Raw genomic sequence first — 14642 nt, forward strand, 5'->3', positions numbered from 1 at the left:
ATAATAGGATGGTGGAAGTGTGTTAGAAAAGGGAAAAAAATATGAATGTAATATAGTAGATATGGGGCAGAATGGTGTCGGCATAGGAAAGCATGATGGATTTACTGTATTTGTGGATGGTGCATTACTTGGGGAAACTGTGGATGTTAAGATCACAAAGTCCAAGAAAAAGTATGCTGAGGGTGTGATATCCAAGGTTAAGGAAAAATCTCCTCATAGGGTTGAGAGGGTCTGTAATCCTAAGTATAGCCAGTGTGGTGGTTGCCAGATTCAGGAGTTGGATTATAAAAAGCAGCTGGAGTTAAAGACTAATATTGTAAGAGAGGACCTAAGAAGGATTGGTGGTCTTGAAGACGTTGAAGTTCTAGATGCTATAGGTATGGAGAATCCTTTTAGGTATCGTAACAAGGCCCAGTTCCCTGTTAGGTTGGAGAATGGCAAGGTCAAGATTGGTTTCTATAAAAAGAAGAGTCACGACATTATAGATGTGGATAAGTGTGTAATTCAAGATGTAAAGAATGATGAAATTATTGAAATAATAAGAGACTATATTGCTGAGGAAAATATCAGTATCTATGATGAAAAGTCTCATAGTGGTGTCTTAAGGCATATTGTTACTAAGTGCGGATTTACAAGTGGTCAGGTTATGGTTGTCCTAGTTGCTACTGAGGATAGGTTTAAAAATATAGATAAACTAGTTGGAAAATTAAAGGAAAGTATTGAAGGATTTACTAGTTTGGTGGTGAATATAAATAAGGACAGGACTAATGTGATACTTGGTAGGAAGAATATCAACAAGTTTGGTGATGGTAAGATAGTAGATAATATTGGTGATTTGAAGTTCGAGATTTCTCCGCTGTCATTTTTCCAAGTAAACCCAGTTCAGACGGAGGTCCTGTATAATAAGGCTCTTGAATTTGCAGACTTAAAAGAGGGTGACAGGGTATTTGATGTCTACTGTGGCATTGGATCTATTTCTCTTTTCTTGGCCCAAAAGGCTGAGTTTGTATATGGGGTCGAGATAGTTGAGGATGCTATCAAGGATGCTATGATAAATGCAAAGCTTAATGGTATGGACAATCTGGAGTTCTTTGTTGGTAAGGCTGAGGAAGTGGTGCCTGAGATCTACAAGCAGGGTAAGAGGGCCAATGTTGTAGTGGTCGACCCTCCAAGAAAGGGCTGTGATGAGAAGGTTCTTGATACTATTGTTGAGATGGAGCCTGAGAGGGTTGTGTATGTGAGTTGTAATCCTAGTACGCTGGCTAGGGACTTGAGGTATCTGGAGGACAGGGGGTACAGGTGCGAGAAGGTGCAGCCTGTTGACTTATTTGCTCACTCAGTTCATGTGGAGTGCATAGCGTTGATACAAAGAGTGAAATCGTGAAAATCCTGCATTTTAAGCAGTTTTACAAACATTATGTATTTGTAGAAGACGGAGAGGGAGGACGAAAAAAAGTCTTAAAAAATTATATGGATCTGAATGTTTGCATTGATATGGTGTGTGGAGATACAAAGAATGTTTTTGAAAGTGAGGAATAAGAAATTATGAGATGGATAATAAAAATAATCTTATTCCCAATTAGCTTGGTGTTAAGTATCCTCACAGCATTTCTGACATTTCTACTTGGTATCGGAACAGCCCTACTATATTTGCTGATGATGTTTTGTATATTTGGAGCAATTGCATCTTTTCTGCAAAAAGAAGTTACCATCGGAATAGAAGCATTGATTATTGGATTCTTAGTTAGTCCATACGGAATACCGATGGTTGGTGCAACTGTTATAGCTTTTTTACAAGGTATCAATGAGGCAATAAAATCAATCTAAAAAATTTCATAAAAATGGTTACCAAAGGCGATAGATGAAAAAACTATCGTCTTTTTCTTTGCAAATTTTTAAGGAGGGAGGTGATCTTGCATGGACTTTGACTATTTCTATAACAGAGAAGCAGAGCGATTTAACTTTCTGAAAGTGCCTGAAATATTAGTAGACGGAGAAGAATTTAAGGGACTGTCTGCTGAAGCCATTATCCTATACTCCATGCTTTTGAAACGCACAGGAATGTCCTTTAAGAATAACTGGGTGGACAAGGAAGGCAGAGTATTTATCTATTTTACTGTTGAAGAAATTATGAGAAGAAGAAATATCTCAAAGCCTACTGCCATAAAAACATTGGACGAGTTAGACAGCAAAAAAGGAATAGGACTGATTGAAAGAGTAAGGCTTGGACTTGGTAAGCCGAATGTCATTTATGTCAAAGACTTTATGAGCATAATAGCGGTAAAAGAAAATGACTTTCAGAAGTCAAAAAACTTAACTTCAGAAGTAAGAGATTTTAACCTCAGAAGTAAAGAAAATGAACTTCAGGAAGTTCAAAATGTTGACTCTAACTATATAGAGAATAATAAGAGTAAGTATAGTAAGAGAGAATATAGTTTTGGGAAAAGCGGACTTGGAACATTTCAAAATGTCTTTTTAAAGGACGAAGACATAGGAGAATTACAAATAAAAATGGCAGGAGAGCTTGATAACTACATTGAGAGATTATCAACCTATCTTCAAAGTACTGGAAAGACATATAAAGACCATAAAGCAACAATTCTTTCTTGGTTTTATAAAGATCAGGGAAGTAAGAAAAAAACCAATATCCCTACATGGGAGGAATATAACAAGGGAGTACATTTATGATTAAAGAATTAGAGAAAGTGATGATAGAAGATGTGGAATACAGCTTCAATCCTGAAAAAGAATACATCAAAGACGGACACGCCTACTGTAAAGTGTGCCATGAAAGAAAAGATGGAAAAGCATTAGACTTTTTCGGAAAGCAGATGATATTTAAGACAGCTTGTAAATGCGATAGAGATAGAGAAGCAAAAGAAAAAGAAAGACAAAAGCAGCTTGAAATCGAGAGATTAAAAAGTATCTGCTTCACATCCATGATTCAATGGGCATATACATTTGAAAACTATCAGGGAAAAGAAAATCAGAGTCTTATCATCGCAAAGAATTTTGTAAAAGATTACGAATTGATGAAAAAAGAAAACATCGGACTCTTGTTTTATGGTTCGGTGGGTAGCGGAAAGACCTATCTTGCCTGCTCTATTGCCAATGCACTGATTGAACAGTATCAGATAAGCGTTAAGATTAGAAACTTTTCACAGATAATCAACGAACTGCAAAAAGGCGGATTTGACCTTGATAAAAACGCATATATAGAATCCCTTGTAAACACTTCCGTTCTCATCTTAGATGATTTAGGAATTGAAAGAGATACAAGCTATGCAAAAGAGCAGGTATATAACATTGTGAATAACAGATACCTAAAGCACAAGCCAACAATCTTTACCACAAATCTTTCATACAGCCAAATTGAAAACTGTACGGAGAGTGTGGAATACCAAAGAATTTACTCAAGAATTATAGAGATGTGTATTCCTGTGATGGTACTTGGTGAAGATTACAGGAAAGTTATTCAGGAAGAAAAATTAAAGAGGAATAAAGAAAGATTACTGACGGGAGGTGAGAGAACTTGATCAATGAAGAAATCGCAAGAAAAACGCTGAATATGGAAGTGAAAGCCGGAAAAGTAACAGCAAAACTTCTTTTGACTTTACTCAAGAAATTGATGAAAGAGGCTGAGAAACTCGGAGGACTTGAAAAGCTGGTTAATGCTAACGGAAATGAAGTAAAGCTAAAAGATATGGTAAAAAAGGGACAGCTTGAAGAAATTCCGGTAGAAGAAGCAGAGCTTAAAGAACTTAAAAAGGAACTTAATCGGTATGGGGTAAAGTTTTCGGTGATGAAAGATAAAGAAAGCGGTAAATACTCCGTATTCTTTCAGGCAAAAGACATGAAAGTAATGGATAAAGCCTTTAAGCACGCTCTTTTGGAATCAGAAAAGAAAACGGAAAGGAAAGAGTCCATTCACAAAAATATTGAGAAGTTCAAGGAGATGGCAAAGAACACTGTTTCTAAAGATAAAGTCAAGAATAAACAAAAGGAGCAGAGCCTATGATAGATAAGATACTAAAAGACATCAAAGGCTTATTCAAAGTGCAAGATAAGGCAAAGTTTCTAAAGCAGAATATTCCCTATCTTGCATTTTTCTATGTTGGCAATATCTTTTCTCATCATGTAAGAGCCTATACAGGCGGCGATGTGATAGACAAAATCTTTCAAGGAATATTAGAGCTTAATACCATGAGCTTTATTCCAAGTATTCATGTGGCTGATATTTTAATGGGCGTAGGAGTGGCAGCTATAATTAAATTTATTGTCTATACCAAAGGGAAAAATGCTAAAAAGTTCAGACAGGGGAAAGAGTATGGATCAGCCCGATGGGGAACGAGAAAAGATATAGAGCCGTATGTGGATGAAAAGTTCCAAAACAATATCTTGCTTACTCAAACAGAGCGATTAACCATGAATGGCAGACCGGCAAATCCAAAGTATGCAAGAAATAAGAATGTACTTGTTATTGGTGGTTCTGGCTCCGGAAAGACGAGATTTTATGTAAAGCCAAACCTAATGCAAATGCACTCGTCATATTGTGTTACAGATCCTAAAGGAACGATAGTCATTGAGTGTGGCAAGATGCTTGAAGATAATGGCTATGAGATAAAAATCTTAAATACCATCAACTTCAAAAAGAGTATGAAGTACAATCCCTTTGCCTATCTCAGAAGTGAAAAAGACATCCTCAAATTAGTGCAGACAATCATTGCAAACACTAAGGGTGAAGGGGAAAAGGCAGGTGAGGATTTTTGGGTGAAAGCCGAGAAACTCTACTATACGGCTTTGATAGGTTATATTTTTTATGAAGCTCCAAGAGAAGAAAAGAACTTTGCAACACTACTGGATATGATAGATGCTTCAGAAGTCAGGGAAGATGATGAAACATATATGAATCCCATTGATAGACTATTTGAAGCATTGGAAAAGAAAGAGCCTACGCACTTTGCGGTAAAGCAATATAAGAAATACAAACTTGCTGCTGGAGTAATAGAATTAAGGAGAACACTTAATCACTATTTTAGTGAAATATGTACTTCTTAATTCTTTTTTTATTGAAAAATTAAGAGAAAGGGGGTAAAAATGAGGAATTTTGAAAAGATAACAGCACTCTATGAGAGATTAAGTCGTGATGATGAACTGCAAGGAGAGAGTAACTCTATCATCAATCAGAAAAAAATATTGGAAGAATACGCAAGCAAAAATAATTTGTCAAACATCATTCACTTTACAGATGATGGAATCAGTGGAACGCAGTTTGACAGACCGGGATTTATGGCAATGATGAACGGAGTCAATCAAGGAAATATTGGTTGTATCATTGTAAAAGATATGAGCAGACTTGGCAGAGATTATCTCAAAGTCGGTCAATGTATGGAGATACTAAGACAAAAGGGCGTAAGACTAATCGCTATCAATGACAATGTAGATAGTTTTTACAGAGAAGATGATTTTACCCCTTTTAGAAATATCATGAACGAATGGTATGCAAGAGATACATCAAGAAAAATCCAATCGACTTTCAGGTCAAAAGGCGAAAGTGGGAAACATACTGCAAGTACACCGCCTTATGGCTATATCAAAGATGAAAAAGATAAAAACAAGTGGATAGTAGATGAAAAAGCAGCAGAGATAGTAAGGCGAATATTTAACCTGACCATGCAAGGAAATGGTCCGTATCGAATAGCAAAGATATTGGAGAGTGAAAAAGTAGATATACCAGCCTATCATCAACAGAAATTAGGCTATGGACTATATCAAAGCAAAAACTTTGAACATCCCTATCGTTGGTGCAGCTCAACCATAGCAAGCATTTTAAAGAAACAGGAATACTTGGGACATACAGTCAATTTCAAAACAAGAAAACACTTCAAGGACAAGAAAAGCAAATATGTATCCGAGGATAACTGGCTTATTTTTGAAAATACACACGAGCCAATTATAGATCAAGAAACCTTTGACAATGTGCAAAGGATAAGAGGAAATGTAAAAAGGTATCCTGACGGTTGGGGAGAATATCACCCACTCACAGGACTGATGTATTGTGCAGATTGTGGAAGTAAAATGTATGTTCATAGAACAAGCAATTACAAAAATATACCCTATTACACTTGCAGTGCCTATACTAAAACACCTTGTGGCATGCTTTGTCCATCAGCACACAGAATAAAAGCGGAAGTAGTCTTAAATTTAATACAAGACACACTAAAAGATATTAAAAAATACCTTGATGAAGATAATGAAGCCTTTATCTGTTCCATTCAAAATGAAATGGAAGAAAAAGAAAAAATAGAGATAGAAAAGAAAAAGGTAAGATTAACGGAAAGCCAAAACAGACTTAGGGAACTCGAACGACTTATGTGCAGAATTTACGAAGATATGATCCTTAACAAAATACCAAATAGCAGATATGAGATACTAAACAATCAATATGAAACAGAGCAGATAACTTTAAGCAAAGAGATCAAAGATTTAGAGCAGCAGGTATCAAGATATGAAAAAGAAACAGACAGAGCAAGAAAATTTATATCTCTTATCAGTCGTTATGAAAACTTTGATGAACTTACAACTACAATGATAAATGAGTTTGTAGAAAAGATTATCGTACATGAAAGAGATAGAAAAGGAAGTCAGACATCAAAGCAAAAGATAGAAATTTACTTTAATTTCATAGGTAATTACGAACTACCACAGGCGGAGTTAAGCGAAGAAAAAAAACAAAAAACTTGAGGAAAAAGAAAGAAAAATCGAAGAAAGAAAAGACAAGCTACATCAAAATTACCTAAAGCGTAAAGCGAGTGGAAAACAGAAAGAGTATGAAGATAAATATAAGGCAAGAAGAGAACAGAAGAAACAGGAGAAAATAAAGGTTTTGAAAAGAGTGGGGATACCGGTGAGTGAGTATATAAAAACAAATATTTAAATCTATCTTGACAAATATTGAATTTTAATTTATTATTAAATGTAGATTCAGTATTGGAATAGAAAGAGGTGTGCTATGGCACAAGTATTAAAAGAAGAAGTTAGAAATAGAATACTCGAAGCAGCAGAAAAAGTATTTTATAAAAAGGATTATAGAGGTGCCAAATTAACAGAAATTGCAAAAGAAGCAGATATTCCTGTGGCACTAATTTATACCTATTTCAAAAATAAGGCAGTTTTGTTTGATGCAGTAGTAAGTTCTGTTTATATAAACTTCGAGTCAGCTTTTAATGAGGAAGAATCTTTGGAAAAAGGTTCTGCTTCTGAAAGGTTTGATGAAGTTGGAGAAAATTATATTCATGAACTTTTAAAAGATCGTAAGAAGTTAATTATTTTAATGGATAAAAGCTCAGGTACAAAGCATACAGAAGCAAAACAAAAACTCATATCGCAAATGCAGGTTCATATTGAAGTAAGTTTAAAAAGACAATCGAAACAGGAATATGATCCAATGCTTGCCCATATTTTAGCCAGTAACTTTACAGAGGGACTTCTTGAAATAGCAAGGCATTATCAAAGTGAAAAGTGGGCAAAAGATATGCTAAAACTTATTGCAAAGTGTTATTACAAGGGAGTGGAATCATTGTAAGTTGATTTGATATTTAAATGCGATAAATTTAAATTTTTGGAGGAGATATTTTGAAGATATATAAAGATAAAGAAGAACTGAAATCTGAGATAAATAAAAGTTTTGAAAAGTATATTTCTGAATTTGATATTATTCCTGAATCTCTCAAAGATAAGAGAGTCCCTGAAGTTGACAGAACACCAGCAGAAAATCTTGCTTATCAACTCGGATGGACAACATTAGTTTTGAAATGGGAAAAAGATGAGAAAAACGGTTTTGAAGTAAAGACACCGTCGGATATGTTTAAATGGAATCAACTTGGAGAATTATATCAGTGGTTTACCGATACTTATGCTCATTTATCGATAGAAGAATTAAAGAAACGATTGAAAGAAAATATTATATCTATCTATACAATGATTGATACACTAAGTGAAGAAGAATTATTTCAACCGCATATGAGAAAATGGGCTGATGAAGCTACTAAAACAGCGACATGGGAAGTTTATAAGTTTATTCATGTTAATACGGTTGCCCCTTTTGGAACGTTTAGAACTAAGATTAGAAAATGGAAAAAGATTGTGCTATAATTTTTGATTTGCTGATACAGTAATTTAAAAAAATATAGTGATCGGATAAAATAGACTTTGCGTAATCAGCAAAGTCTTACTTTAAACCTTAATACTGAATTAAAATTCAATATTATTCAATTTTGAAAGGAGAGTTGTTCATGCCGGAAAAAGAATTAAGGAAAAAAGTGATTGGGAAAAATAGTTTATCCAATTCACTTCTTGCTTTAAAAATAGTATTTGATTTGATACCACAAATCTTACTTGTATATTTGATTAGTTCTTTAATCACAAACAATATTAACGAAGGTAATTTAAAGTATATATTCTTGGGAATCTTTATATCGTTTGTATTAAAAGGAGTGTTTTATTATTTTGCAACAAAGGTTGCCCATGAGAAAGCATACGAAAAATTAACAGAACTTAGGTTAGATATTATCGGTCATCTGAAAAAACTAAGTTTGGGATTCTTTAAAGAACATAATACAGGAGAGCTTACCAACATTGTTCAACATGATGTAGAGCAAGTGGAAGTATACCTTGCCCATGGTCTTCCTGAAATAATGGCAGTTACACTTCTGCCTACCATTATTTTTGTAGCTATGATTTTTGTGGATTGGCGTCTTGCTCTTGGGATGATTGCCGGAGTTCCACTCATGTATTTGGTAAAAGTTCTTTCACAGAAAACAATGGATAAAAACTTTGCGATTTACTTCAATCATGAAAACAGAATGAGAGAAGAGCTAATGGAATATGTAAAAAATATTTCTGTGATTAAGGCTTTTGCTAAAGAAGAGGAAATTAGTGAAAGAACATTAAAAACGGCAAGAGAATATATTTACTGGGTTAAAAAGAGCATGGGGATGGTTACAATTCCAATGGGACTCATTGACATATTTATGGAAATTGGAGTGGTTATTGTCATGATTTTGGGAAGCATATTTCTTTATCATGGAAATATTACAACGCCTAATTTTATCCTTGCCATTATTTTATCGTCTGCTTTTACTGCTTCTATAAGTAAGACAGCTACATTGCAACATTTTTCTATTGTGTTTAAGGAAGCGTTAAAGGCGATAGGGAAAGTATTAACAGTTCCACTTCCAAACAAAAAGACAGAACAAGGTTTAGAATTTGGAAACATAGAATTTAAAGATGTGAATTTTGCATACGGAAAAGATAGCTTTGAGCTTAAAAATATCAATTTGAATTTTAAGAAAAATAGTTTGAACGCCTTTGTAGGAGCAAGCGGTTGTGGAAAGAGTACGGTATCTAATTTGCTTATGGGATTTTGGGATGCAGATGAAGGACAAATACTGATAAATGGAAAAGATATAAAAGAATATAGTCAAGAAAATATCTCAATGCTGATTGGTAGTGTGCAACAAGAAGTTATCCTTTTTGACTTAAGTATTTTTGAAAATATAGCAATTGGAAAACTAAATGCAACAAAAGAAGAAGTCATAGAAGCTGCTAAAAAAGCAAGATGCCATGATTTTATTTCAGCATTGCCAAATGGATATGAAACACGAGTAGGTGAAATGGGAGTTAAGTTATCCGGTGGAGAAAAACAAAGAATCTCTATAGCAAGAATGATACTGAAAAATGCACCGATTTTAATATTAGATGAAGCAATGGCGGCTGTTGATAGTGAAAATGAAAGACTTATCGGCGAAGCAATTGACGATTTAAGCAAGGATAAAACCATCATTACAATTGCTCATCATCTAAATACGATTAGAGATTCAGACCAAATTATTGTTATGGATAAGGGTGTTGTTCTTGATGCAGGAAGCCATGAAGAGCTGATGAAAAGATGTGATTTTTATAAGGATATGGTTGAAGCACAGAACAAGGTAGATAGATGGAATTTGAAAGAGGTGGTAACAGAAAATGTTTAGAGAAATGTTAAAACTACTTACAAAAACTGGCAAGAGAGATTTGATTATATCGAGTGTATTCTTTGCCCTTTATGGACTAAGCTCCATAGCTATGATTGTGATCGTATTTTCTATACTGTTCCAAATATTCGATGGAACGAGCTTAGCAAGTCTATATAAATATTTTATTGCGATTGGATTACTTGTAGTGTTCAAAGGTATTTGTAATATGGTTGCAGATATGAAAAAGCATAGTGCAGGTTTTGATATTGTTCAGCAAATCAGAGAACGCATGATTATCAAATTAAAAAAATTCAGCTTAGGATTTTATACCAACGAAAGACTGGGCGAGATCAATACAATTTTACACAAAGATGTTGATAATATGTCCCTTGTTGTAGGACACATGTGGTCAAGAATGTTTGGTGATTTTTTGATAGGTGCAGTCGTATTTGTTGGTCTTGCAAGTATTGATTTCAAACTTGCTATTATTATGGCTGTATCTGTTCCGATTGCACTTATCTTTCTATATCTGACAATTAAGCAATCTGAAAAAATAGAAAATCAGAACAACTCAGCACTTCTTGATATGGTTAGCTTATTTGTTGAATATGTTAGAGGAATACCTGTACTAAAGAGTTTTTCAAACAATAAGAGCTTAGATAATGAGCTTATGAACAAAACGAAAAAGTTCGGAGAAACAAGTAAAGCAGCTTCAAGATTCAAGGCAAAACAGTTATCTATATTTGGTTTTTTACTGGATATTGGATATTTAGTTCTTTTAATTGCAGGAGCAATACTTGTTATAAAGGGAAATCTCGATGTGCTTAATTTTATTATCTTTGCGGTAATTTCAAAAGAGTTTTATAAGCCGTTCGCTTCTATGGAACAACACTATATGAACTATGTTTCGGCGGTAGATAGTTACGAAAGACTTTCAAGAATTTTATATGCAGATGTAATCCCGGATAAAGTGAATGGAATTGTTCCGAAAGATAATGATATAGCTTTTGATAACATTGGATTTTCCTATGAAAAAGATGAATTTAAAATGGAAAAATTGAGCTTTTCTATTGCTGAAAAAACAATGACAGCCTTAGTTGGAGAATCAGGTAGTGGAAAGACCACTATAACCAACTTACTTCTAAGATTTTATGATGTGCATAAAGGAAAAATTACACTCGGAGGAATTGATATAAGGGATATTCCTTATGATGAGCTTTTAGACCGTATTAGCATTGTCATGCAGAATGTTCAATTGTTTGATAACACGATTGAAGAAAATATCAGAGTAGGTAAAAAAGGAGCTACAAAAGAGGAAATCATTGAAGCTGCAAAGAAAGCAAGAATACATGATTTCATTATGAGTTTACCAAAAGGTTATGAAACTGATATTGGCGAAAATGGAGGAATTTTATCAGGTGGACAAAGACAAAGAATATCTATTGCAAGAGCTTTTCTAAAAGATGCACCGATTTTAATTCTTGATGAAATGACAAGTAATGTTGATCCTGTAAATGAATCTTTGATACAGGATGCTATTACAGAACTTGCAAAGAATAGAACTGTACTTGTAGTGGCTCATCATTTAAAAACAATTCAAAAAGCTGACCAAATTCTCATATTTCAAAAAGGAAATTTACTTGAAAAAGGAAAGCATGGTGAACTTCTTGCAAAAAATGGTTACTACACAAAATTATGGAAAGCTCAGTATGAGGTATAACCATGATTTTGCTAAAAAATGTTTATTATGAATGGGAAGATGGACGAACTGCTTTAAAAAATGTCAATCTTGAAATTAGAAAAGGTGAATTTGTTTTAATTTCAGGGAAAAGTGGAAGTGGTAAAAGTACTCTTGGAAGTGTGATGAATGGTCTTATTCCACATTATTACAAAGGCAAAATGAAAGGGGAAGCCTTTGCGTCCGGAAAAGATATAAGCAAATTATCGCTTCATGAAATAGGGCGTATTGTAGGTACTGTATTTCAAGATCCAAGAAGTCAATTTTTCACGACAACGACAGATGAAGAAATAGCTTTTGGGCTTCAAACTATCTGCAAATCAAGATATGAAATCAAACAGAGAGTAGAAGAAGTATATGCAGAGCTGGATATTGAGGAACTGAAAGGAAAATCTGTTTTTGAATTATCAAGCGGGCAGAAACAAAAGATAGCTATTGCAAGCATCTATGCAATGAATCCGAAAGTTTTAATTTTAGATGAGCCTTCAGCAAATTTGGATATGAAAGCAACATTTGACCTATTTTTAATTTTGGAAAAATTAAAGAAAAAGGGAACAACTGTTGTTCTAATTGAACATCGTTTGTACTATGTAAAATCTTTATTTGACCGTTTTCTTTTGGTTAAAGATGGAGAGATTGCACAGGACTTGAGTCGGGAAGAAGTTATCCATCTTGAAGGGAAGTTTTGGGATGATAATGGACTAAGAACTCTTGAATTAAAAGAATACAGGATAAGTGAGAAGAAAGATTTATATCAATTAAATGATGAAAGTATCAGTGGGAAAGGCTTGAAATTTTGTTACCCAAGTGCAACTAAGGTTGGAAATAAGCAAAATCAATACATCTTAAATCATCTTGATTTCAATATGGAGTGCGGAATAGCCATTGGTCTTATCGGCTTAAATGGTACCGGAAAAACTACCTTTGCAAGAGTGATTTCAGGACTTGAGAAGATAAAAGAGGGGAAGATATGGACGGGGAAAGATAATTCGCTTAATCATAAAGATTTAATGGATATGTCATATTTTGTCTTTCAAGATTCAGACTATCAGTTGTTTTCGGAAAGTGTACTTGATGAAATGCTGCTTGGTATTTCAAGTAAAGATAAAAAAGAAAATACTCAAAAGGCAAAGTCTATTTTGAATGTACTTGGCTTAGATAAATACATTGATAAGCATCCGTTTGCTTTATCAAGAGGAGAAAAACAAAGACTCACAATAGCTTGTGGAATGATGAAACAGGCAAAAGTTTTTATCTATGATGAACCAACATCAGGTTGTGATAAAGACTCAATGCTTTCAGTGGCAAAATTAATTGAAGAACAATTAAAAAATGGAACAACAGTTTTGGTGATAAGTCATGATTTTGAGTTTTTAGCGAACACAGTGAGTAAGCTCTGGGTAATGGGAGATGGAAAAATAGAAAGTGTTTTGAATATGAGTGAAAGTAATAAAATTCTCATATTGGACAAGATGAGAGGAGGTAGATAACTTGATGGATAGAAAAACAGTCGATCCGAGAATAAAACTTACTCTACTTCCAATTGTTGGATTTACGAGCTTTTTTATAAGCGATACAATTCTACTTTTCGGACTGATTCTCTTTGCCTTTTTTCTGTATGTATACAGCAGTATGTGGAAAAGAGCATTACGCTTTATTTTGTTTTTTGTGATTTTATACTGCATAGAGTTATGGCTTGGAAAGTTTTGTGAAGCAAGTATCGTATTTGCAATATATATGTTTATTTACTTTGCATCAAGGATGACCTTAATTGCTATGTTTGGTGGATATATAACAAAGACTACAAGTGTAAGTGAAATGCTTGAAGCATTAAATAGAATGAAAGTACCAAGAAGCATTGGTATACCTTTTAGTGTTTTGCTTAGGTTTGTACCAACTATAAAAATAGAACTCAAGGCATTAAAAGAGAATATGAAGATTCGAGGAATCGTAACAAGTAGATTTTTTCCCTTGCTACATCCAATTAAATATATTGAATATACGCTTGTTCCGCTTTTAATGAGAATGATTAAGATTTCAGATGAACTGTCAGCTTCAGCACTCATTAGAGGACTTGATAGTGATGAGAACAGGGTTACATTAACAAAATTGAGGTTTAGAACAACGGATTTGTTGATTGGACTATTAGGAGCTTTGATGATTGCTCTTGTGATAGTAATACAGAAAATTTATTAGGAGGACTTTTATGAAAAACAAATTAAATGGTCGTGATTTTATTACAATCGGAATCTTTAATGCAATTGGAATTGTCATATACATGGCGGTTGCATTTGCTATGGCAACAACAGTGATTGGAGGATTTATTGCTTCAGGAGTTAGCTTTATGGTAGCTGCTACCGTTTATATCCTTATGGCTTTGAAAGTTAAAAAGAAGGGCGTATTTACAATATCAGGAACGCTTCTTGGTTTAATTGCATTGTCAGGAGGACATTTGCCTCATGCAGTCTTTGCTGTAATCGGTGGAATTATATGTGATTTGATTATAGGAAATTATGAGAGCAAGGGACGAATGATTATTGGATATGGGATATTTGCATTAGCGGATTTTTTAGGGACAGTAATTCCTGTGATTTTATTCGGAACAGCTTCTTTTGTGGAAAGAGCATCAAAATGGAAAATGAGTGAAGCACAAATAAATGAAGCATTATCTTATTTCAAAGTTTCATGGGCAGTAGGCTTTGCCTTGATAACATTTGTTCTTGCTTGCATAGGAGCATTCGTTGCAACAAAGATACTCAAAAAGCATTTTGAAAAAGCAGGAGTGATTTAATAATAAATTTACTTAGGAGGGAAAATAATGGAGGGATAATTATGTCAAAACTTATAGTTTCGGTTTTCACAGAACGATATAATTATCCTTTTTTATT

13 protein-coding genes and 1 pseudogene are annotated in these 14642 nt (G+C 34.0%); all 14 read left to right on the top strand.

Annotated elements, in window-relative coordinates:
- Positions 1-19 precede the first annotated feature (19 nt).
- Complete coding sequence (gene rlmD / locus HMPREF0631_RS00450; protein ID WP_002842631.1) at positions 20-1384, top strand: 23S rRNA (uracil(1939)-C(5))-methyltransferase RlmD; 1365 nt, start codon at positions 20-22, stop codon at positions 1382-1384.
- Positions 1385-1545: 161 nt separating this feature from the next.
- Complete coding sequence (locus HMPREF0631_RS00455; protein WP_001267198.1) at positions 1546-1827, top strand: CD1845 family protein; 282 nt, start codon at positions 1546-1548, stop codon at positions 1825-1827.
- Positions 1828-1917: 90 nt separating this feature from the next.
- Complete coding sequence (locus HMPREF0631_RS00460; RefSeq protein WP_002842625.1) at positions 1918-2688, top strand: replication initiator protein A; 771 nt, start codon at positions 1918-1920, stop codon at positions 2686-2688.
- On the top strand, positions 2685-3536 hold the full coding sequence (locus tag HMPREF0631_RS00465; protein WP_000588833.1) for an ATP-binding protein: 852 nt from the start codon (positions 2685-2687) through the stop codon (positions 3534-3536). The genes HMPREF0631_RS00460 and HMPREF0631_RS00465 overlap by 4 nt, the downstream gene beginning before the upstream one ends.
- Positions 3533-4018 (top strand): PcfB family protein, encoded by a 486-nt coding sequence (locus HMPREF0631_RS00470; RefSeq protein ID WP_002842624.1) that lies wholly within the window; start codon positions 3533-3535, stop codon positions 4016-4018. The genes HMPREF0631_RS00465 and HMPREF0631_RS00470 overlap by 4 nt, the downstream gene beginning before the upstream one ends.
- Positions 4015-5058, top strand: a complete 1044-nt coding sequence (locus tag HMPREF0631_RS00475; RefSeq protein ID WP_002842616.1) for a type IV secretory system conjugative DNA transfer family protein — start codon at positions 4015-4017, stop codon at positions 5056-5058. The genes HMPREF0631_RS00470 and HMPREF0631_RS00475 overlap by 4 nt, the downstream gene beginning before the upstream one ends.
- Positions 5059-5097: 39 nt before the next feature.
- Positions 5098-6937 (top strand): annotated as a pseudogene (locus tag HMPREF0631_RS00480) (DUF4368 domain-containing protein).
- Positions 6938-7012: 75 nt separating this feature from the next.
- Positions 7013-7585 (top strand): TetR/AcrR family transcriptional regulator, encoded by a 573-nt coding sequence (locus tag HMPREF0631_RS00485; protein ID WP_000079884.1) that lies wholly within the window; start codon positions 7013-7015, stop codon positions 7583-7585.
- Positions 7586-7635: 50 nt separating this feature from the next.
- Positions 7636-8154, top strand: coding sequence for a ClbS/DfsB family four-helix bundle protein (locus HMPREF0631_RS00490; protein WP_000708365.1), 519 nt, complete (start codon positions 7636-7638; stop codon positions 8152-8154).
- 140 nt (positions 8155-8294) lie between these two features.
- Positions 8295-10034, top strand: coding sequence for an ABC transporter ATP-binding protein (locus HMPREF0631_RS00495; protein ID WP_002842637.1), 1740 nt, complete (start codon positions 8295-8297; stop codon positions 10032-10034).
- Complete coding sequence (locus HMPREF0631_RS00500) at positions 10027-11736, top strand: ABC transporter ATP-binding protein (protein ID WP_002842596.1); 1710 nt, start codon at positions 10027-10029, stop codon at positions 11734-11736. The genes HMPREF0631_RS00495 and HMPREF0631_RS00500 overlap by 8 nt, the downstream gene beginning before the upstream one ends.
- Positions 11737-11738: 2 nt before the next feature.
- Complete coding sequence (locus tag HMPREF0631_RS00505) at positions 11739-13244, top strand: ABC transporter ATP-binding protein (RefSeq protein WP_002842626.1); 1506 nt, start codon at positions 11739-11741, stop codon at positions 13242-13244.
- A 1-nt stretch (position 13245) separates the two neighbouring features.
- The gene (locus tag HMPREF0631_RS00510; RefSeq protein ID WP_025194627.1) at positions 13246-13950 is read left to right on the top strand and encodes an energy-coupling factor transporter transmembrane component T; all 705 of its coding nucleotides are present in this window, start codon (positions 13246-13248) and stop codon (positions 13948-13950) included.
- A 10-nt stretch (positions 13951-13960) separates the two neighbouring features.
- Positions 13961-14545, top strand: coding sequence for an MptD family putative ECF transporter S component (locus HMPREF0631_RS00515; RefSeq protein WP_000791747.1), 585 nt, complete (start codon positions 13961-13963; stop codon positions 14543-14545).
- Positions 14546-14642 lie beyond the last annotated feature (97 nt).

The organism is Peptostreptococcus anaerobius 653-L (assembly GCF_000178095.1).
Taxonomy (GTDB): Bacteria; Bacillota; Clostridia; order Peptostreptococcales; family Peptostreptococcaceae; genus Peptostreptococcus; species Peptostreptococcus anaerobius.